Source organism: Pseudoduganella sp. (assembly GCF_041914865.1).
Lineage (GTDB): Bacteria > Pseudomonadota > Gammaproteobacteria > Burkholderiales > Burkholderiaceae_D > Rugamonas.
This window is the reverse complement of sequence record NZ_JAYSCO010000085.1, coordinates 1-18,727: the sequence shown is the minus strand read 5'-3', so window position 1 is coordinate 18,727 and position 18,727 is coordinate 1. Positions and strand designations below refer to the sequence as shown.

General features: G+C 66.8%; 21 protein-coding genes. 16 read left to right on the top strand and 5 right to left on the bottom strand.

The annotated features are described in order from the left end of the window. The first annotated feature begins 112 nt into the window (after nt 1–112). The gene (locus ACE3TQ_RS25285; protein ID WP_374586240.1) at nt 113–445 is read left to right on the top strand and encodes a cupin domain-containing protein; all 333 of its coding nucleotides are present in this window, start codon (nt 113–115) and stop codon (nt 443–445) included. Here ACE3TQ_RS25285 and ACE3TQ_RS25280 read toward each other — a convergent pair. The 5 genes from ACE3TQ_RS25280 to ACE3TQ_RS25260 form a co-directional block, all read right to left on the bottom strand. After that, nucleotides 426–1,463: an NAD(P)H-dependent glycerol-3-phosphate dehydrogenase gene (locus tag ACE3TQ_RS25280; protein ID WP_374586238.1), complete on the bottom strand. Its 1,038-nt coding sequence runs from the start codon at nt 1,461–1,463 to the stop codon at nt 426–428. The two genes, ACE3TQ_RS25285 and ACE3TQ_RS25280, sit on opposite strands and share 20 nt — an antisense overlap. Before the next feature lie 5 nt (nt 1,464–1,468). Continuing rightward, a complete protein-coding gene (locus ACE3TQ_RS25275) occupies nt 1,469–1,912 on the bottom strand; it encodes an SH3 domain-containing protein (RefSeq protein ID WP_374586236.1) in 444 nt (147 codons plus the stop codon). A gap of 86 nt (nt 1,913–1,998) precedes the next feature. After that, complete coding sequence (secB, locus tag ACE3TQ_RS25270; RefSeq protein ID WP_374586234.1) at nt 1,999–2,493, bottom strand: protein-export chaperone SecB; 495 nt, start codon at nt 2,491–2,493, stop codon at nt 1,999–2,001. Nucleotides 2,494–2,624: 131 nt separating this feature from the next. Continuing rightward, complete coding sequence (gene grxC, locus ACE3TQ_RS25265; protein WP_374586232.1) at nt 2,625–2,885, bottom strand: glutaredoxin 3; 261 nt, start codon at nt 2,883–2,885, stop codon at nt 2,625–2,627. A gap of 9 nt (nt 2,886–2,894) precedes the next feature. After that, on the bottom strand, nt 2,895–3,293 hold the full coding sequence (locus tag ACE3TQ_RS25260; RefSeq protein ID WP_374586230.1) for a rhodanese-like domain-containing protein: 399 nt from the start codon (nt 3,291–3,293) through the stop codon (nt 2,895–2,897). Nucleotides 3,294–3,405: 112 nt separating this feature from the next. On the opposite strand from ACE3TQ_RS25260, the gene gpmA reads away from it, so the two are divergent. From gpmA to ACE3TQ_RS25185, 15 genes are all read left to right on the top strand, one after another. Beyond that, nucleotides 3,406–4,152, top strand: a complete 747-nt coding sequence (gpmA, locus tag ACE3TQ_RS25255) for a 2,3-diphosphoglycerate-dependent phosphoglycerate mutase (protein WP_374586228.1) — start codon at nt 3,406–3,408, stop codon at nt 4,150–4,152. Between the two features lie 6 nt (nt 4,153–4,158). After that, a complete protein-coding gene (locus ACE3TQ_RS25250; protein WP_374586226.1) occupies nt 4,159–5,634 on the top strand; it encodes a peptidoglycan DD-metalloendopeptidase family protein in 1,476 nt (491 codons plus the stop codon). Nucleotides 5,635–5,650: 16 nt separating this feature from the next. Continuing rightward, a complete protein-coding gene (locus ACE3TQ_RS25245; RefSeq protein ID WP_374586224.1) occupies nt 5,651–7,057 on the top strand; it encodes a S41 family peptidase in 1,407 nt (468 codons plus the stop codon). Then, entirely contained in the window at nt 7,058–7,825 is a 768-nt protein-coding gene (locus ACE3TQ_RS25240; RefSeq protein WP_374586222.1) for a ThiF family adenylyltransferase, read from the top strand. A 14-nt stretch (nt 7,826–7,839) separates the two neighbouring features. Continuing rightward, nucleotides 7,840–9,963, top strand: a complete 2,124-nt coding sequence (locus ACE3TQ_RS25235) for an amidohydrolase family protein (protein ID WP_374586220.1) — start codon at nt 7,840–7,842, stop codon at nt 9,961–9,963. 37 nt (nt 9,964–10,000) lie between these two features. Further along, on the top strand, nt 10,001–10,435 hold the full coding sequence (gene gspG, locus ACE3TQ_RS25230) for a type II secretion system major pseudopilin GspG (protein WP_374586218.1): 435 nt from the start codon (nt 10,001–10,003) through the stop codon (nt 10,433–10,435). Beyond that, nucleotides 10,407–10,904 (top strand): GspH/FimT family pseudopilin, encoded by a 498-nt coding sequence (locus tag ACE3TQ_RS25225; RefSeq protein ID WP_374586242.1) that lies wholly within the window; start codon nt 10,407–10,409, stop codon nt 10,902–10,904. The genes gspG and ACE3TQ_RS25225 overlap by 29 nt, the downstream gene beginning before the upstream one ends. A gap of 3 nt (nt 10,905–10,907) precedes the next feature. Further along, complete coding sequence (gene gspI, locus ACE3TQ_RS25220; protein ID WP_374586216.1) at nt 10,908–11,270, top strand: type II secretion system minor pseudopilin GspI; 363 nt, start codon at nt 10,908–10,910, stop codon at nt 11,268–11,270. Next, the gene (locus ACE3TQ_RS25215) at nt 11,267–12,025 is read left to right on the top strand and encodes a type II secretion system protein J (protein ID WP_374586214.1); all 759 of its coding nucleotides are present in this window, start codon (nt 11,267–11,269) and stop codon (nt 12,023–12,025) included. Before gspI ends, ACE3TQ_RS25215 begins: the two co-directional genes overlap by 4 nt. After that, a complete protein-coding gene (gene gspK, locus ACE3TQ_RS25210; RefSeq protein WP_374586212.1) occupies nt 12,022–13,005 on the top strand; it encodes a type II secretion system minor pseudopilin GspK in 984 nt (327 codons plus the stop codon). The genes ACE3TQ_RS25215 and gspK overlap by 4 nt, the downstream gene beginning before the upstream one ends. A gap of 29 nt (nt 13,006–13,034) precedes the next feature. Continuing rightward, complete coding sequence (gene gspL / locus ACE3TQ_RS25205) at nt 13,035–14,267, top strand: type II secretion system protein GspL (protein ID WP_374586210.1); 1,233 nt, start codon at nt 13,035–13,037, stop codon at nt 14,265–14,267. Then, nucleotides 14,267–14,785, top strand: a complete 519-nt coding sequence (gene gspM, locus ACE3TQ_RS25200; protein ID WP_374586208.1) for a type II secretion system protein GspM — start codon at nt 14,267–14,269, stop codon at nt 14,783–14,785. The genes gspL and gspM overlap by 1 nt, the downstream gene beginning before the upstream one ends. Then, nucleotides 14,782–15,555, top strand: a complete 774-nt coding sequence (locus ACE3TQ_RS25195; RefSeq protein WP_374586206.1) for a type II secretion system protein N — start codon at nt 14,782–14,784, stop codon at nt 15,553–15,555. The genes gspM and ACE3TQ_RS25195 overlap by 4 nt, the downstream gene beginning before the upstream one ends. Then, a complete protein-coding gene (gene gspD / locus ACE3TQ_RS25190) occupies nt 15,555–17,762 on the top strand; it encodes a type II secretion system secretin GspD (protein ID WP_374586204.1) in 2,208 nt (735 codons plus the stop codon). Before ACE3TQ_RS25195 ends, gspD begins: the two co-directional genes overlap by 1 nt. After that, on the top strand, nt 17,759–18,727 hold a 969-nt coding region (locus ACE3TQ_RS25185; RefSeq protein WP_374586202.1), incomplete at its 3' end, for a GspE/PulE family protein. The genes gspD and ACE3TQ_RS25185, both read left to right, overlap by 4 nt.

Sequence of the window (18,727 nt, the reverse complement as noted above, 5' to 3'; positions counted from 1 at the left end):
CAAAACTTGCGCGTAGCGCAAGTTTTGTCCGATTGTCAGACCTGACCCCGATCTTGGTGGCCCCGGCCTTGCGGTGCCTGCTGCTATCATGGGGGTCATCCAGGGAGGGCATATGGCGCTACCACATGCAATATCGGGCCAGGCGGTCCGGGTCGGCCGGGCGGCCGGTGAGAGCTTGTCGCAGTTTTCTTCCATCGCACTGGCGAAGACGGAGCAGCTGGAGCTGATCCGCATGACGGTGCCGGCCGGGCGCGCCTTGCCGGAGCATGCGGTGCGCGGCCAGATTACCTTGCAGTGCCTGGAGGGGGAGGTGGCCTTCGATGCCCATGGCCGCACCACCATCCTGCGCGCGGGCGAGCTGCTGCACCTGGAGGGGGGCGCGCCGCATGCGCTGCGGGCCAACGCCGATTCCCTGTTGTTGCTGACTATTTTGCTGCCGGATTGAAGCTTTCGTAGCGCGGGTCGCGCGCCAGCAAGCCTTGCACCAGGTCGGCCGGCTGCAGGCCGTCGAACAGCACGCTGGCGACGGCGTTGGTGATCGGCATGTCGACGCCCAGGCGGCGCGCCAGTTCGCGCACGGCCTTGGCGCACGGCACGCCTTCCGCCACATGGCCCAGTTCATTGACCACGGTGTCCAGCGATTTGCCTTGCGCCAGCCCGAGGCCGACGCGCCGGTTGCGCGACAGGTCGCCGGTGCAGGTCAGGATCAGGTCGCCCATGCCGGTCAGGCCCATGAAGGTTTCGATATTGCCGCCCAGCGCGGTGCCAAGACGCGTGATTTCGGCCAGGCCACGCGTGATCAGCGCGGCGCGCGCGTTCAGGCCCAGGCCCATGCCGTCCGCCACGCCGGTGGCGATGGCCAGCACATTCTTCACGGCGCCACCGACTTCCACGCCGACGATGTCTTCGCTGGAGTAGACGCGCATGGTGCCGCCATGCACGGCGCCCACCACCAGTTCGCGCAGGGCGGCATCGCTGGAGGCGATGGTCAGGGCGCACGGCAGGCCTTTCGCCACTTCCTGCGCGAAGGAGGGGCCGGACAGGGCGCCGGCCGGCACTGCCTCGCCCAGCACTTCGCGCACGATCTGGTGCGGCAGCATGCCGGTGTCGTATTCAAAGCCCTTGCACAGCCAGACGATGTTCGGGATCGCCTTGCCCTGCAGCGCCTGCAGCAGCGGGCGCAGGCCGGCCACCGGGCAGGCGGCGATCAGCAGGCCGTCCTGGCCGGCATGCGCCACGGCGGCGTCGAAATCGGCGGTCACCTGCAGCGCCGGCGGGAACGGGTAGCCGGGCAGGTAGTGGGTATTGTCGCGCGCGCGGGCCATGTCGGCCATGGCGGCGGCGTTGCGGCCCCACAGCAGCACATCGTGGCGGGCGGCGACGGCGATCGCCACCGCTGTGCCCCAGGCGCCAGCGCCCAGCACGCTGATCTTGCGCGGCGCGCTTTTATAGTGTTCTTGCATCTTGCTCAGTTGCCCCAGATTTCGGCGCTGCGCACATAGCCGGCCAGGCCGTCGCGGTGGCGCACCTTGGTCCAGCCGTTGGCTGGCGCTTCGGCCAGTTCCAGCAGCACGCCTTTATCGGCCGTGAAGACCACGGGCGCCGTATCGTCGGCGCTGCCGCGCACCTTGGTGTTGGCGGCGCGCACGATCACATTGCGCTGCTTGCTCAAGCCCTTGGCTTCGGTCCAGGCCAGGTCGCCTGCCATATCGCGCACCTTGACCCATTCGCCATAGGTCAGCACGATCTCCAGCGGGGCGCCGGGCGGCACGATGTACTGCTTGGCCGCGCGGGTGGATGGCGCGCCGTACAGCACGGCAGGATGGGGGCCGACCGACCGGAAGTCGAGCGCCTGGGCGCTGGCGCTGGCCAGCAGCGGCAAGGCGAGGGCGACAATGCGGCGTAAATTCATCGAAAAGACTCTTAAAAATGCGCAAAGGCCCACGGGGGCCTTTGCATTTTTGGGGGGCCGTGCCCCCCAATAGTATCGCAGAAGTATTACTGCACGGTTGCGGTGCCTTCGACCGGGGTCGCGGCGCCTTCAGCAGCTTGCTGCTGGGCGGCGATGGCGGCCAGGCGCTGCTGGTAGAACACTTCGAAGTTGATCTCTGCCAGGTGGATCGGCGGGAAGCCGGCGCGGGTGATCATGTCGGCGATGTTCGAACGCAGGTACGGGTACACAATGTTCGGGCAGCCGATGCCCAGCAGCGGGTCCAGCTGCTCGTCCGGAATGTTGCGGGCTTCGAAGATACCAGCTTGCTTGCCTTCCACCAGGAACGCGACTTTGTCCTTGACCTTGGCGGTCACGGTCACGGTCACGGTGGACTCGAAGATGCCGTCGGCGATTGGCTCAGCGCCAACGTCCAGTGCCACTTCGATCGAAGGGGCTTCCTGCTCCAGGAAGATGGCTGGGGAGTTCGGCTGTTCCAGGGACATGTCCTTCAGGTAGACGCGTTGGATTTGGAACACAGGTTGCAGGTTTTCTTCAGACATGGAACGCTTTCGTATCAGTTATATAGTTAATGCTTGTCCAGGGACAGCCCAAGTCAAACGCGACGGCAATTGTAGCAAAAATGATTTATTTTCAAACGTTTTGCCTGCCTGTCCGTTGTATTTGGGGGCGTTTAACCTTTTAACAAGGGGTCAAGGCCGCCAGCCTGGTCCAGCGCATACAAATCGTCGAAACCGCCCACGTGGGTGTCGCCAATATAGATCTGCGGCACGGTGCGGCGGCCGGTCTTTTCCATCATCAGCTGGCGCTGGGCCGGATCGAGGTCGACGCGGATTTTATTGATGGCGGTGACACCCTTGCTCTCCAGCAGGCGTTCGGCGCGCACGCAATACGGGCACACCAGGGTGCTGTACATGGTTACAGTAGCAGTCATGGCAGCTCCTTATTTAGTCAGCGGCAGGTTTTGCGCCTTCCAGGCTTCGATCCCGCCTTCCAGCACGACAACGTCGGAGAAACCGGACTTTTCCAGCATGCGGGCGGCGCTGAAGGCGCTGATCCCTTTATCGCATACCACCACCAGGGTCTTGTTCTTGAACTTGTCCAGTTCACCCATGCGGTTGCCCAGTTCGGCCAGCGGGATGTGCTTGGAGTCGATGATACGGCTTTCCGCCTTGTCCTTGGCGCGCACATCGAGCACGCCCGCCTTGCCGCGGTTGATCAGCAGGGTCACTTCGGCCGGGGAGGCTTTTTTGCCGCGTTGCATCAGGGCCGGGAACAGCAGGGCGCCGCCGGACAGCAGGACGATGGCGATCAGAAAAATATTGTCGAGGAAGAATTTCACGGTAATCCAGTTATTCGAATGGTTGAATTGAATGCCAGCATTATAAAATAGATGCCTGTTCGTGGCTTCGGCGGCGATTTCCACTAATTTCCCACTCTTTAGATATTGCTCTATGTACAAGATCGTTTTCATGCGTCATGGCGAGTCCACCTGGAACCTGGAAAATCGCTTCACCGGCTGGACCGATGTGGACCTGACGGAAAAAGGCGTCAACGAAGCCAAAACCGCCGGCAAAATCCTGAAAGATGCCGGCTTCTCCTTCGACCTGTGCTACACCTCCGTGCTCAAGCGCGCGATCCGCACGCTGTGGCTGACGCTGGACGAGATGGATGAAATGTATGTGCCGATCAAGCATGACTGGCGCCTGAACGAGCGCCACTACGGCGCGCTGCAGGGCCTGGACAAAGGCGAAACCGCCGCCAAATTCGGCGACGCGCAAGTGCTGGTATGGCGCCGCAGCTACGACATCCCGCCGCCGGCGCTGGAAGCGGGCGACGACCGCACCTCCTTCAACGACCCGCGCTACGCCGGCCTGCCGAAAGACGCCATCCCGCTCACCGAGTGCCTGAAAGACACCGTGGCGCGCGTGATGCCGGCCTGGAATGATGAAATCGCCCCGGCCATCAAGGCCGGCAAGCAAATCCTGATTTCGGCCCACGGCAACAGCCTGCGCGCCGTGATCAAGATGTTGGACGGCATCAGCGACGAGGACATCGTCGGCCTCAACATCCCGAATGGCCAGCCGCTGGTGTATGAGCTGGATGCCGACCTGAAGCCGATCAAGTCCTACTACCTGGGCGACCCGGCGGCGATCGCTGCCGCCCAGGCAGCCGTGGCCAACCAGGGCAAGGCCAAGTAAGTCCCGATGGCAGTGACTCCGACCCGTCGCGCCGGGCGCCCGGCGTGGCGCGCCGCGGCGTCGGCGGCGCTGGCGCTGTTGCTGGCGCTGGCCGCCGGCCACGCGCCCGCCGCGCCCAAGCCGACCGAGCGCAGCAAGCAAAAAGCCGCCGCCGAGACCGAGCGCGCGGCGCTGGCGCGCAAGCTGGCCACCCTGAAGGCGGAAATCGGCAAGACCGAGAGCGCCAAGGAAGACGCGGCCGATACCCTGGCCGAGTCGGAGGAAGCCATTTCCGACGCCAACCGCACGCTGCGCGAGCTGGCGGCGGAGCAGACCCATTTGAATGGCAAGGTGGCCGAGCTGGCCGCCGAGCAGCTGCGCCTGTCCGCCACCGTGGCGGCGCAGAAGCAGCAGCTGGCCAAGCTGCTGCGCGAGCAGTATGTGGCCGGCAATGAAGACCGCATCAAGCTGCTGCTGTCGGGCGACAACCCGAACCGCATCAACCGCGAGCTGCAGCTGATGGCCTATGTGTCGCAGTCGCAGGCGCGCCTGCTGGAGGCGCTGCGCGCCAACCTGAAAAAGGTCGAGGACAACCAGGCCGAGGCGCAGAACGCCAAGCAGGAACTGGACGAAATCGCCGAGGAAGAGCGCCAGCAGAAGGCCAAGCTGGAGCAGGAGAAGGCGCGCCGCGCCGCCACCCTGGCCAGCCTGTCCAAGAAACTGGTCACCCAGCGCAAGGAGGCGGGCCGCATGGAGCAGGATGCGCAGCGCCTGGACAACCTGGTGGAGCGCCTGAACAAGCTGATCGAAGAACAGGCGCGCATCGCCGCCGCCGAAAAAGCGCGCCAGGAAAAGCTGGCCGCCGAACGCGCGGCCAAAGCCAAGGCCGACGCCGAAGCGCGCGCGCTGGCCCGCGCCAAGGCCCAGGCCGAGCGCGAGCGCCTGGCGCAGGAAGCGAAAAAGGCCGGCAAGCCGGCGCCCAAGCCGGTGCCGGTGGAGGAGGAGCCGAAGGTGGCCGCCAAGCCGGAGCCGGCGCAGGGTGGCGAGGTGCGCGACGAGAAGTCGCCGCGCCCATCCGAGGTGGCGCTGGCGCCGGTGGTGGCGGACGGCGTGTTCGCCAGGCTGAAAGGCCTGCTGCCGGTGCCGGTGGCGGGCAAGGTTGAAAAACGCTTCGGCAGCAAGAACGCCGACGGCGTGGCCTGGAAGGGCATGGTGGTGAAGGCCGGCGGCGGGGCCGAAGTGCGCGCGGTGGCGGCGGGCCGCGTGGTGCACGCCAACTGGCTGCGCGGCTACGGCAACTTCATCATCATCGACCATGGCGGCCAGTATTGGAGCGGCTACGGCTACAACGAGGCGCTGCTGAAGCGCGCCGGCGATGTGGTCAAGGCGGGCGAGGTGATCGCCACCGTCGGAAATACCGGCGGTTACGAAGAATCGGGTTTATACTTTGAAATGCGCCACCAGGGCAAGCCGATAGATCCGGCCGGGTGGGTCAAGTTCTAGCGGCGGAAAGCAATCAATGGGCAACAAAACGAAGAGTCTGGGCCTGGTCGGCCTTGGTATGGTGGCTGGCATCGCCGTCTCGATGCAGTTTTCGGCCCTGGCGCAGCGCGCCGGCAGTCCCTTGCCGCTGGAGGAATTGCGTACCCTGTCCGAAGTTTTCAGCCTGATCAAATCCGACTACGTCGAACAGGTCGACGACAAGAAGCTGGTGCAGGACGCCATCGCCGGCATGGTGTCCTCGCTCGATCCCCATTCCGTCTACCTCGACAAGACCGCCTTCAAGGAAATGCGCGAGTCGATCCACGGCAAGTTCGTCGGCATCGGCATCGAGGTCGGCATGGAGGACGGCTATATCAAGGTGGTGGCGCCGATCGAGGATTCGCCCGCCTGGCGCGCCGGCATCAAGGCCGGCGACCTGATCACCCGCCTCGATAGCCAGCCGCTGAAAGGCCTGTCGCTGGACGAGGCGATCAAGAAAATGCGCGGCGAACCGCGCACCCGCGTGGTGCTGACGGTGTCGCGCAAGAGCGAAGACAAGCCGCTGCTGATTCCCATCGTGCGCGAAGAGATCCGCGTGCAGAGCGTGAAGCTGAAGATGGTGGAACCGGGCTACGCCTGGCTGCGCATCTCGCAGTTCCAGGAACCGACGGTGGAAGACATGGCGAAGAAGCTGACCGCCCTGTACGCCAAGGAGCCGAACCTGAAGGGCCTGGTGCTCGACCTGCGCAACGACCCGGGCGGCGTGGTGCAGGGCGCGGTCGGCGTCTCGGCGGCCTTCCTGCCGAAGGACGCGCTGGTGGTGTCCACCGACGGCCAGCTGGCCGATTCCAAGCAAGCCTTCCACGCCTCGCTGCCGAACTACGCCAACCGCAGCGGCGCCGACCCGCTGGCCAAGCTGCCGGCCTTCTACAAGACCGTGCCGATGGTGGTGCTGGTGAACGGCGGTTCGGCTTCCGCCTCCGAAATCGTGGCCGGCGCGCTGCAGGACTACAAGCGCGCCATCGTCATGGGCAGCCAGACCTTCGGCAAGGGCTCGGTGCAGACGCTGCGCCAGATCACGGCCGATTCGGCCGTCAAGCTGACCACCGCGCGCTACTTCACGCCGCACGGCCGCGGCATCCAGGCCAAGGGCATCACGCCCGATGTGCTGGTCGACGAAACGGCCGAGGGCGACCCGATCAACGCCCTGCGCCTGCGCGAGGCGGACCTGCAGAAACACCTGGCCAACAGCGACGGCGAGGAAGACGCGCCGGGCCGCATCCGCCGCGACGAACTGGAAGAAGAGCAGCGCCTGCTGGCCGCCGCCCGCAAGCAGAAGCCGTTCGAATTCGGCAGCAAGGACGACTTCCAGCTGGAACAGGCGCTGCGCCACTTCAAGGGCTTGCCGGTGAAGACCTCCAAGCCCGAGCTGGCCGCCAAGTAAATGAACGACCAGCAGCTGCTGCGCTACTCGCGCCACATCCTGCTCGATGAAATCGGCATCGAAGGCCAACAGGCCATCCTGCAGGGCCGGGCGCTGGTGATCGGCGCCGGCGGCCTGGGTTCCCCGGCGGCGCTCTACCTGGCTTCGGCCGGCATCGGCCGCCTCACCATCGTCGACCATGACAGCGTCGACCTGACCAACCTGCAGCGCCAGATCGCCCACACCACCGAGCGCGTGGGCCAGCCCAAGGCCGAGTCGGCGCGCGCCACGCTGCACGCCATCAATCCGGAATGCCAGGTCACGGCGCTGGTGGAGCGCGTCGACGACGCGCGCCTGGCCACGCTGGTGGCGCAGCACGACGTGGTGCTGGACTGCACCGACAACTTCCAGACGCGCCATGCCGTCAACCGCGCCTGCGTGGCGCACGGCGTGCCGCTGGTGTCGGGCGCCGTGATCCGCTTCGACGGCCAGGTGTCCGTGTTCGACCCGCGCCGCGCCGATGGCCGCGCGCCGGGCCCCTGCTATTCCTGCCTGTTCCCGCAAGACCAGCCGTTCGAGGACGTGGCCTGCTCCACCATGGGCGTGTTCGCGCCGCTGGTGGGCGTGGTCGGCGCCATGCAGGCGGCCGAGGCGCTCAAGCTGGTGATGGGCGTGGGCGAGTCGCTGGCCGGGCGCCTGCTGCTGCTGGACGGATTGCGCATGGAATGGAACAGCATTAGCATCAGCCGCAACGAGGCCTGTCCCGTGTGCGGGACCCCACACCAATAAAAGGAGATCCACCCATGAAGCGAGTTTCCGCCGTCCTGGCGCTGGCGATCGCCAGCGCGTTTGCCCAAGCCGCGGTCACCCAGACCACGCGCTACGTCATCATTTCCGAAAACAACGGCAAGCAGATGGGCGAGCAGGTGGTGGAAAACCACGACGACGGCCTGACCAAGGTGCGCTTCATTTACAAGGACAACGGCCGCGGCCCCGAGCTGAGCGAGGAATTCCGCCTGGGCGCCGACCGCACCATGACCGCCTACCACGTCAAGGGCAACTCGACCTTTGGCGCCGTGGTCGATGAGAAATTCGAGCGCAACGGCGGCAAGGCATCCTGGACCTCCACCACCGAGAAGGGCGCGCGCGACGTCACCGGCCCGGCCCTCTACGTTCCGCTCAACAGCAGTTTCGAAGTCGCCTCGCGCGCCATTGCCGCGCTGGCCGCCGCGCCCGGCCGCAGCCTGCCGCTGCTGCCGACCGGCACCCTGACCCACAAGGTGCTGGACGAGGTGGAAGTGACCGGCCCGGGCGGCAGGAAGCAGTCGGTCGAGCTGATCGCCCAGACCGGCATCGGCCTCAGCCCGCAGTTCATGTGGGCCACCAAGGGCGACAAGCCGGAGCTGTTCGCCGTGGTGGTGCCGGGCGTGTTCGTGGCCGCCATCGACGGCTGGCAGGACAACGGCAAGGCGCTGGCCACGCGCCAGAAAAAGGCCGAAGCACAAATGCTGAACGACCTGGCGGCCAGGCTGCAGCATCCGCTGCAGGGCCTGACCGTGGTGAAGAATGCGCGCATCTTCGACAGCGGCACGGGTAAAGTTGGCGCGCCGTCCGATGTGTACGTGCTGCGTGGCCGCATCTCGGCCATCCTGCCGGCCGGCGCGCCGGTGCGCGGCGCCGTCAACGAGATCGACGCCGCCGGCCGCATCATGCTGCCCGGCCTGTACGATATGCACGCCCACCTGGGCCGCTGGGAAGGCGCGCTGCACGTGGCGGCCGGCGTCACCACGCTGCGCGACCTGGGCAATGACAACGCCCAGCTGCAGATGATGATCGACGAAACCGCCGGCGGCAAGCTGCTGGCGCCGCAGATCGTGCCGACCGGCTTCCTGGAAGGCGAAAGCCCGTACTCCTCCAACGGCGGCTTCGTGGTCAAGACGCTGGAGCAGTCCAAGCGCGCCATCGACTGGTACGCCGAGCATGGCTACCCGCAGCTGAAGATCTACAACTCCTTCCCGAAAGAGATCCTGAAGGAGACCGTGGCCTACGCCCACCTGCGCGGCATGCGCGTGTCCGGCCACGTGCCGGCCGGCCTGCGCGCGCAGGAAGCGCTGGACGCCGGCTACGACGAGCTGCAGCACATCAACCAGGTCATGCTGAACTTCCTGTTCAAGCCGGGCGTGGAAACCCGCAGCCTGGAGCGCTTCTACCTGCCGGCCGAGAAAGTGGCCGGCCTGGACTTCAATTCCAAGGCGGTGAAGGACTTTGTCGCCACGCTGAAGAAAAAGCAGATCGTGGTCGACCCGACCCTGGCCACCTTCGCCTTCCTCAAGCAGAAGGACGGCGACGTCAACGAGCCATGGGCCGCCATCAAGGACAATATGCCGCCGGACGTGGCGCGCGGCTTCCACGTCGGCACCATGAAGATCCCGGACGCCGCCACCCAGGCGCGCTACGAGAAGTCCTTCGCCAAGATGGTGCAGTTCGTCGGCACCCTGCACAAGGCCGGCGTGCCGATCGTGGCCGGCACCGACGACCTGGCCGGCTTCACCCTGCATTCCGAGCTGGCGCTGCTGGTCAAGGCCGGCCTGACCCCGGCCGAGGCGATCCAGGTGGCGACCCGCAACGGCGCCCGCTACACCCGCACCAGCGCCGACCGCGGCAGCATCGAGGCCGGCAAGCTGGCCGACCTGGTGCTGGTGGACGGCGACCCAACCAAAAATATCGAGGACCTGCGCAAGGTGGCGGCCGTGATCACGCGCGGCCACATCATCTATCCTAAAGAGGTGGACCAGGCGCTCGGCATCAAGCCTTTCGTCGAGAACGTGCCGGCGGTGAAGCCGCTGGAGGCGGTGCCGGCCAACATCGCCGGCTCCAACGAGGGCGTGTTGCGCCAGATTGGCGCGATTGGCCGCAAGCACGATTGAATCACTTATACTGCCAGTTTAACTTTTAATGAATCTTATGCAAAAGCCAAGCAAACGCCGCTCCGCCGGCTTTACGCTGATCGAGATCATGGTCGTGGTCGTGATCATGGGCGTGCTGGCGGCCCTGGTGCTGCCGAAGGTGCTGGACCGCGTGGGCCAGTCCAAGACGGCCGCCGCCAAGGTCGAGATTTCCACCATCATGCAGGCCATGAAGATGTACAAGCTGGACAACCAGCGCTACCCGACCACCGAGCAGGGCCTGCAGGCGCTGATGACCAAGCCGACCGCCGGCCCGGCCGCCAACGGCTGGAAGGCGCCGTACCTGGAAAAAATGCCGAAAGACCCATGGGGCAATCCGTACCAGTTCCTGTCCCCGGGCGTAAAAGGTGAAATCGATGTGTTCTCCTATGGCGCCGACGGCCAGCCAGGCGGTACCGGCGACGATGCGGATATCGGCTCCTGGGAAATTTAAGGGCGCCAGCCGCGCCGTGCCGCGCGGCTTCACGCTCATCGAGCTGCTGGTGGTGCTGGTCATCATCGGCCTCACGCTCGGCCTGACTGTGATGAGCGCCGCGCCGACCCAGGCGCAGGCCATGCAGAAGGAGGCGTCGCGCATCGCCCTCCTGCTGCAGCTGGCGCGCGACGAGGCCATCGTGCGCAACCGGCCCATCGCCTTCGAGGCGGGGCCGGACAGCTACCGCTTCCTGGTGCGCAATGAACGCAGCTGGGAAACCCTGCCGCAGGACGACCTGCTGCGCGAACGGCCGTTCCAGGCCGGGCCGGTGACCCTGCTGCTGGACCCGCCGAGCAACCTGCCGGGCAGCACGCGCATCGTGTTCGGACGCGAACCGGTGGACCGCCCCTTTGTCCTGACACTGGCCAGCGGCGACGCGCGGGCCGTCATCCGCGCCGACGGCGTCGGCCATTTCACGGTGGACTGAAGAATGCGGCAACGAGGCTTTACCCTGCTGGAAGTGCTGGTGGCGCTGCTGATCGTCGGCACCGCGCTGGGCGCCGCCCTGCGCGCCATGGGTAGCCTGACGCAGAACAGCGAGGGCCTGCGCACCGCCATGATGGCCACCTGGTCGGCCGAGAACCGGCTGGTGCAGGTGCGCCTGGCCAAGAGCTGGCCGGCCACCGGCAAAACCACCTTCGAATGCCCGCAGGCCGACCTGCAGCTGGTGTGCGAAGAAGAAGTGATCGCCTCGCCCAACCCGCGCATGCGCCGGGTCGAGGTGAGCGTGTTCGAAGCCAGCGCGCCGCAACGGCGCATCATCAAGCTGGTGCAACTGGTGCTGCAAGAATGAAGGCGGCGCGCGGATTTACCCTGATCGAACTGCTGGTGGCGATCACCGTGCTGGCCATTGTCGCCGTGATGGGCTGGCGCGGGCTGGACGGCATCGTGCGCTCGCGTGAGCAGCTGACGCAGAACATGGAGCAGACGCGCGGCATCCAGCTCACCTTCGCCCAGATGCAAAGCGACCTGGAACAGATCGCCGACAAGGGCTTGCTGCGCCAGCGCCCGAACGTGATGGCCGACAGCAGCCGCCTGGTCTTTATCCGCACCGTGCTGGCCGAAAATGCGCCGTCGCAGCTGCAGGTGGTGAGCTACCTGATCCACGACGGCATGCTGCTGCGGCGCGAATCGCGCCTGACGCGCGACCTGGTGCAGCTGCAGGCCCTGTGGCAGGCGGCGCTGGGCGACGCCAGCGCGCAGGGCGCGGTGGCGTTGCAAGGCGGCGTCACCAGCATGGACGTGCGCGTGTGGGAAACGGGCGGCTGGAAACTGCCGGGCAACTCCTCGACCGCCTTCAGCAGCGCCTTGCCGGGCGCGGAGGGCGGCGAAGGCGGTGAGCGCGGCGGCGCCGTGGTCGGTGGCCCGGGCAGCGACGGCAGCGGCAGCGGCAGCGGCACCGGCACCGGCACCGGCACCGGGAGCGCCAATCCGCCGGGCACGCCGGTGCGCGCCCCGAGCGAAGGCCCGACCGGGCTGGAAATCTCGCTGCTGATCCAGGGCCAGTCCGTGCCGCTGACCAAAGTCTTCCTGCTGGGGGCCGTATGAAACGACGCCATCCGGTGCGCCAGCGCGGCGTGGCTGTTGTTACCGCGCTACTGTTGACCACCCTGGCGGTGTCGATCGTGGCCAGCCTGTTCTGGCAGCAGCAGGTGCAGGTGCGCTCGATGGAAAACCAGCGCCTGCATTTCCAGACGCGCTGGATTTTGCGCGGCGGCCTTGATCTGGTGCGGCTTATCCTGCGCCAGGACATGATGGACAACCGCATGGTCACGCGCGCCGACGGCATCTGGGCCACGCCGCTGGCGGAAACGCGGCTGGACCAGTTTGTGGAACGCGAACGGATCCAGGGCGAAAGCTTCGACGCTTCAATTTCAGGACAGACTTACGACGCACAGTCGCGCTACAATCTGGCGAATCTTGCCATCGTGGGCGGGGCGGGCGGCATCAACCGGGCCCAGTTGGCGGTGTTTACGCGCCTGCTGCAGAACCTGCAGCTGAACCCGGCGCTGGCGCAGGTGGTGGCGACCCAGGTGGCGCGCAGCGAAGGCGCCGGCCTGCTGGCGCCATCGGGCCCGCCGCCGGCCAATGTGCTGCCGGTGCAGGCCGGTAACGGGCAGCCGATGAAGATGCTGCGCCCGGAAGATTTGCTGTCCGTGTCCGGCTTCGACCAGAAGGCGATCGAGAAGCTGCGCGATTTCGTGGTGGTGCTGCCGCAGCCGACCGCGATCAATGTGAATACTGCCGCTGCGGAATTGCTGGGGGCGCTGGGGCCGGGCATGGTGACGGCCGAAGGCCAGGCGCTGGTGGCCGCGCGCAAGCGCACGCCGTATATGAACAAGCAGGCGTTTGATGCGCAGCTGGCGTCGCTGGGTAAGACCATCCAGCCGGATATCGAGTACGACACGCGCAGCGACTACTTCCTGGTGTTGAGCCGGGTCAAGCTGGACCGCGCGGAACTGATGTCCTGGTCGCTGGTGTACCGCACGCAGAACAATACGCAAGTGGTCTGGATTCGGGAAATCTAAGGGAAATTAGGGAATAGGGAAGGCAAGCTTTGACAACACTCTACATTCGGTATCCGGCCCGCGCCGCAGCCGCCGACAACGGCGTGCCGGCCAGCTGCCAGTTCGCCCTGGTGGGCGACGGCGGCAACGTGATGCAGCAGGGCGCCGGCGCCCTGGGCAACCTGGGCGAACTGGTATCCGGCGCGCGCCGCGTGGTGCTGCTGCTGGCTGCCGCCGATGTCTCGCTGCTGAAAGTCAAAGTCCCGCCGCTGTCCGCCGCCAAGCTGAAAGCGGCCTTGCCGCACCTGGTGGAAGAGCAGGTGCTGGGCGACCCGGCCGATTGCGTGCTGGCGCTGGCGCCCGCCAGCGGCGACAGCGACGAGCGCGTGGTGGCCGTGGCCAACCGCGCCTGGCTGGAAGTGCTGGTCAAAGCGCTGGTGGCGCAGGGCGCGCACGGCGTGTCGGCGCTGCCGGTGCAACTGTGCCTGCCGCTGGCGCCGGGCAGCGTATCCGCCGCCCTGGGCCTGGATGACGCCGGCCTGGAGCTGACCCTGCGCAGCGCGCCGTATGAAGGCCTGGGCCTGACCCTGCCGAACGCGCCCGAACCGGCGCTGCACACGCTGCGCGCGCTGGCCGGCGAGGCGCCGGTCACGCTGTACGTGGCGCCGGCGCAGCGCGCCGAGTATGCCGCCGCAGCGGCCGGCGTGCCGGGCATCACGCTGGAAGAAGACAACTGGGTGCACCGCATCGCCGCCGCCAAGGCGGTGACCCTCGACCTGGCCGCCGGCCTGGGCGCCGCCAGCGGCGCTACCGCCCGCGCCTGGGCGCGCTGGAAATGGCCCTACCGCATCGCCGTTGCCGCCATCCTGGTCAATATCGTCGGCCTGAACTGGGAATACATACGCCTGAAACGCGAAGCTGCTACTGTGCGCCAGAACATGGTGCAGGTGTTCCGCGCCGCCTATCCGAACCAGCCGGTGACGGACGACCCGGCGGCGCAGATGCGGCGCAATATCGCCGTGGCGCGCGCCAGCAATGGCGGCGGCAGTGCCGACGACTTCACCAATATGAGCGCCGCCCTGGGCGAAGCGCTGGCCGTGCTGCCCAACCGCGAAGTGGTGGCCGGTATCGAATACAAGGACCGCAGCATGACCGTCAAGTTCAAGCCGAACAGCATCGACGCCAGCGCCATGGCGCAGGTGCAGGCGGCGCTGGCGCAGCGCAAGCTGGCCGCCAGCGAGAGCGGCCCCGGCGTGTGGCTGGTGAAGGCGGGGGGCAAATAATGGCCGGCCTGAACGACACCATCAACAACTACCGCGCCCGCGCGGCCGCCTGGTGGGGGGCGCGCACCGAGCAGGAACAGCGCATGCTGACGATCGGCGGCGCCGTGGTCGCCTTCGGCTTTGTCTACGGCGTGCTGGTCGACCCGGCGTGGACGGGGCGCGACAGGCTGCGCCAGGACTTGCCGCGCCTGAACCAGCAGGTGGCCGAGCTGCAGGCGCTGGCCGGCGAAGCGGCGCAGCTGGCCGCCAGCCCGCCGGTGCAGCCGCAAGCGCTGACCAAGGACGGCGTGACGGCCCGGCTGCAAGCGAGCGGCCTGACGCCGCAGAACCTTGCCGTGACCGGCGATTACATTAAAGTGGAGTTCAAGGGTGTGCCGTTTGCCGGCCTGGTGAGCTGGCTGGACACGATGCGGCGCGAGCAGCGCGTGGCCGTGCAGGAGGGCCAGGTCACGCAGCAAGGCCCGGCCGGCCAGGTGGACGCCAACCTGACCCTGCGCCAGGAGACGGTGGTCCAATGAAGCGTGCCGTTTTGTGGCTGCTGGCAATTGCCGTCAGCGCGGGCCTGACCGTGCTGGCCTTCCTGCCGGCCAGCTGGATGGGGCAGCTGGTCGAAGCGCAGAGCGGCGGCCGTTTGACCCTGGGCGACGCGCAGGGTACGCTGTGGCGCGGTTCCGCCTTTGTCGGCGGCGCCGCCAGCAAGGATGGCGCGGTCACGCCGCTGCTGCCGGGCCGTTTCAGCTGGCGCCTGTCGCCGCTGGTGCTGTTCGGCAGCGTCGACCTGGAACTGGAAAACCCGGATTCGCTGACGCAGCCGGTGTCGCTGCGCGGCGGCTGGAGCAGCTGGGAAGTCAGCCCGGCCGCGCTGCTGCTGCCGGCCGACGGCCTGGCCGGCCTGGGCGCGCCGCTCAACACGCTGGCGCCGAGCGGCCGCATGAAGCTGTCCTGGACCTCGCTGCAGATCGAGCGCGCAGGGCAGGCGGTCACGCTGCGCGGCCGCACCACGCTGGAGATGCAGGATATGTCGTCGCGCCTGTCGCCACTGAAACCGCTGGGCAGCTACCAGTTGGCCTTCGACTGGCAGGGCCAGCAAGCCGCGCTGGCATTGAGTTCGCAGCGCGGCCCGCTGCTGTTGAGTGGCACGGGAAAGTTCGAGCATGGCCGCCTGCAGTTCTCCGGCCAGGCGGAAGCGGCAACCGGATATGAAGAGCAGCTGGTCGGCCTGTTGAACATGCTGGGCCAGCGCAAGCCGAATAGCGTTAAAAACGTCATTGCACTAGAGTTCCGATAATGAAAACACATACTGCAAGCCCACAATCCTTCCCGGCGCTGCGCCGCCTGAGCGCCGCCGCGATGCTGTGCTGTGCGCTGGCGCCCGCCGCCGCCCCTGTCACGGCCTGGGCCCAGCCCAATGACGAAGCCGCGCTGAATTTCGTCGGCGCCGATATCGAATCGGTGATCAAGGCGGTCGGCCACTACACCAACATCACCTTCCTGATCGACCCGCGCGTGAAAGGCACCATCAACCTGGTGTCGGAGAAATCCATCACCAAGTCGCAAGCGTTCTCGCTGCTGGCCTCCGCGCTGCGCCTGCAAGGCTACGCCATCGTCAGCGGCGACGGCTATGCCAAAGTGGTGCCGGAAGCGGAAGCCAAGCTGCAGGCATCGCCGACCGTGGTGGGCGGCGCCCAGGCCAGCCCGAAAGGCGACCAGGTGGTGACCCAGATCTTCCACCTGAACCATGAGAACTCGGCCAACCTGGTGACCGTGCTGCGCCCGCTGATCACGCCCAACAACACCATCAACGCCAATCCGGGCAACAACACCCTGGTCATCACCGACTACGCCGACAACCTGAAGCGCCTGGCCAAGATCATCGCTTCGCTCGATGCGCCGTCCTCGGCCGACCTGGACGTGATCCCGGTGCGCTACGCCATTGCCAGCGACCTGGCGGCCATGATCAACAAGCTGCTGGAGCCGGGCGCCGGCGGCGATTCCGGCCGCGTCAACCTGGTGCCGGACCCGCGCACCAACTCGCTGGTGGTGCGCGCACCGTCGGCGGCACGCGCCAACCTGGCCAAATCGCTGATCGCGAAACTGGACCAGCCGACCGCGCAGGCGGGCAATGTGCACGTGGTCTACCTGAAGAATGCGGAAGCGACCAAGCTGGCGGAAACCCTGCGTTCCGTGGTGTCCGGCGACAGCGGCGCCAGCGGCGGCCAGTCCGGCGGCGGCCTGGCCTCGCTCGGCGGCGGCACCGGCGGCGCCGGCCAGATGAATCAGTCTGGCCTGGGCCAGGGCGCGCAGGCGTCCGGCCAGGGCACCGGCCCGACCAACCCGGCCCTGAGCGGCAGCAACAGCCGTAGCGGCGGGCAAGCGCTGGCGGGCGGCGGCCAGGCCGGCTTCATCCAGGCCGACGCCACCACCAACACCCTGATCATCACCGCGCCGGAAACGGTCTACCGCAACCTGCGCGCCGTGATCGACCAGCTCGACGTGCGCCGCGCGCAGGTGTACATCGAATCGATGATCGTCGAAGTCAACGCCAACAAGCTGTCCGAGTTCGGCGTGCAGTGGACTGGCCTGAGCGGCAACGCCGGCAGCACCTACCGCGTCGGCGGCCTGACCAACTATCCGGGCGTGGCCGAAGGCAATGCGCTGACCAACCTGTACCAGCTGAAGCAGGGCAAGAGCACGGTGCTGCCGGGCGCCGGCCTGACGCTGGGCGTCTTCAAGCAGCTGGCCAACGGCGAGCTGGGACTGGGCGCCGTGGCGCACGCGCTGGGCGCGGACGACGACAGCAATATCCTGTCGACGCCGAACATGCTCACGCTGGACAACGAAGTGGCCACCATCAAGGTCGGCCAGAACGTGCCGATCGTGACGGGCTCCTTCACCACCGCCAGCAGCGGCGGCGGCAACCCGTTCACCACGGTTGAACGCAAGGACATCGGCATCACGCTGAAGGTACGCCCGCAGATTTCCGAAGGCGGCACCATCAAGCTGGCCATCTATAACGAAAGCTCGAGCATCGACGCCTCGGTGGCATCCAATGCCAATGGCCTGATCCTGAAGAACCGCGCCATCGAAACCAATATCATCGCCGACGACGGCCAGGTGCTGGTGCTGGGCGGCTTGATCCAGGACGACTCCAGCGACAACGTGGAGAAAGTGCCGGGCCTGGGCGACCTGCCGCTGATCGGCAACCTGTTCAAATACCAGAAGCGCACCCGCAAGAAAACCAACCTGATGGTGTTCCTGCGCCCCGTGGTGGTGCGCAACCGCGACCAGGGCATGAGCCTGACCGCCGACCGCTACGACTACATGCGCGCCACGCAGCAGGCGGCCGCGCCGGAAGACAGCATCGCCGTCAAGAACCTGGGCGCACCGGCCCTGCCGCAGCTGCAGGACGGCAAACCGATGGGCGGCGGCCAGCTGGCCAAGCCGGTCGCGCCAGCCGCGCCTTCCGTGCCTGAACAGAAACAGCAGCAACAATGAGCAACCTCCTGCCCTACGCCTTTGCGCGCGACTTCCTGGTGCTGGCCCAGCCCAGCGCCGAAGCCGAGCACGCGGTCGATGTGATGATGTCGAACGCGACGCCCGCTTCCGCCATTGCGGAAGTGTCGCGCCGTTTCGGCCGCATCAACCTGAAGCACCTGCCGCGCGCCGACCTGGAAGCGGCGATCGCCACCGCCTATGCCAGCGCCTCCGGCGACGCCTCGCAGGTGGCGGAGGAATTCGACGCCGACCTGGACCTGACCAAGCTGCTGCAGGACGTGCCGGCCATCGAGGACTTGCTGGAGTCGTCCGACGACGCGCCGGTGATCCGCATGATCAATGCGCTGCTGACGCAGGCCCTGCGCGACGGCGCTTCCGACATTCACATCGAACCGTTCGAGCAGACCTCGGTGGTGCGCTTCCGCGTCGACGGCGCGCTGCGCGACATCGTGCGCCCGCGCAAGGCGATCCACGGCTCGCTGATCTCGCGTATCAAGATCATGGCGCAGCTGGACATCGCCGAGAAGCGCCTGCCGCAGGATGGCCGCATCACGCTGCGCGTGGGCGGCAAGCCGGTCGACGTGCGCGTGTCGACCCTGCCCACCGGCCACGGCGAGCGCGCCGTGCTGCGCCTGCTGGACAAGGAAGCGGGCCGGCTCGACCTGTCGCACCTGGGCATGAGCGAAAAGATGATGGGGCAGTTCAACAGCCTGATCAACCAGCCGCACGGCATCGTGCTGGTCACCGGGCCGACCGGCTCGGGCAAGACCACCACGCTGTACGCCGCGCTGTCCATGCTGAACAACACCTCCACCAACATCATGACGGTGGAAGACCCGGTCGAATACGACCTGCACGGCGTGGGCCAGACCCAGGTCAACGCGCGCATCGACATGACCTTCGCCAAAGCCCTGCGCGCCATCCTGCGCCAGGACCCGGACGTGATCATGATCGGCGAGATCCGC

What these genes read in the sequence shown, in the direction of transcription:
- gspI (WP_374586216.1), top strand. Translation starts at nt 10,908, where the DNA reads ATGCGGCAACGAGGCTTTACCCTGCTGGAAGTGCTGGTGGCGCTGCTG.
- gspD (WP_374586204.1), top strand. Translation starts at nt 15,555, where the DNA reads ATGAAAACACATACTGCAAGCCCACAATCCTTCCCGGCGCTGCGCCGC.
- ACE3TQ_RS25225 (WP_374586242.1), top strand. Translation starts at nt 10,407, where the DNA reads ATGCGGATATCGGCTCCTGGGAAATTTAAGGGCGCCAGCCGCGCCGTG.
- ACE3TQ_RS25215 (WP_374586214.1), top strand. Translation starts at nt 11,267, where the DNA reads ATGAAGGCGGCGCGCGGATTTACCCTGATCGAACTGCTGGTGGCGATC.
- grxC (WP_374586232.1), bottom strand. Translation starts at nt 2,885, where the DNA reads ATGACTGCTACTGTAACCATGTACAGCACCCTGGTGTGCCCGTATTGC.
- ACE3TQ_RS25240 (WP_374586222.1), top strand. Translation starts at nt 7,058, where the DNA reads ATGAACGACCAGCAGCTGCTGCGCTACTCGCGCCACATCCTGCTCGAT.
- ACE3TQ_RS25195 (WP_374586206.1), top strand. Translation starts at nt 14,782, where the DNA reads ATGAAGCGTGCCGTTTTGTGGCTGCTGGCAATTGCCGTCAGCGCGGGC.
- gspG (WP_374586218.1), top strand. Translation starts at nt 10,001, where the DNA reads ATGCAAAAGCCAAGCAAACGCCGCTCCGCCGGCTTTACGCTGATCGAG.
- gpmA (WP_374586228.1), top strand. Translation starts at nt 3,406, where the DNA reads ATGTACAAGATCGTTTTCATGCGTCATGGCGAGTCCACCTGGAACCTG.
- ACE3TQ_RS25280 (WP_374586238.1), bottom strand. Translation starts at nt 1,463, where the DNA reads ATGCAAGAACACTATAAAAGCGCGCCGCGCAAGATCAGCGTGCTGGGC.
- ACE3TQ_RS25250 (WP_374586226.1), top strand. Translation starts at nt 4,159, where the DNA reads ATGGCAGTGACTCCGACCCGTCGCGCCGGGCGCCCGGCGTGGCGCGCC.
- ACE3TQ_RS25245 (WP_374586224.1), top strand. Translation starts at nt 5,651, where the DNA reads ATGGGCAACAAAACGAAGAGTCTGGGCCTGGTCGGCCTTGGTATGGTG.
- gspK (WP_374586212.1), top strand. Translation starts at nt 12,022, where the DNA reads ATGAAACGACGCCATCCGGTGCGCCAGCGCGGCGTGGCTGTTGTTACC.
- secB (WP_374586234.1), bottom strand. Translation starts at nt 2,493, where the DNA reads ATGTCTGAAGAAAACCTGCAACCTGTGTTCCAAATCCAACGCGTCTAC.
- ACE3TQ_RS25285 (WP_374586240.1), top strand. Translation starts at nt 113, where the DNA reads ATGGCGCTACCACATGCAATATCGGGCCAGGCGGTCCGGGTCGGCCGG.
- ACE3TQ_RS25275 (WP_374586236.1), bottom strand. Translation starts at nt 1,912, where the DNA reads ATGAATTTACGCCGCATTGTCGCCCTCGCCTTGCCGCTGCTGGCCAGC.
- ACE3TQ_RS25235 (WP_374586220.1), top strand. Translation starts at nt 7,840, where the DNA reads ATGAAGCGAGTTTCCGCCGTCCTGGCGCTGGCGATCGCCAGCGCGTTT.
- gspM (WP_374586208.1), top strand. Translation starts at nt 14,267, where the DNA reads ATGGCCGGCCTGAACGACACCATCAACAACTACCGCGCCCGCGCGGCC.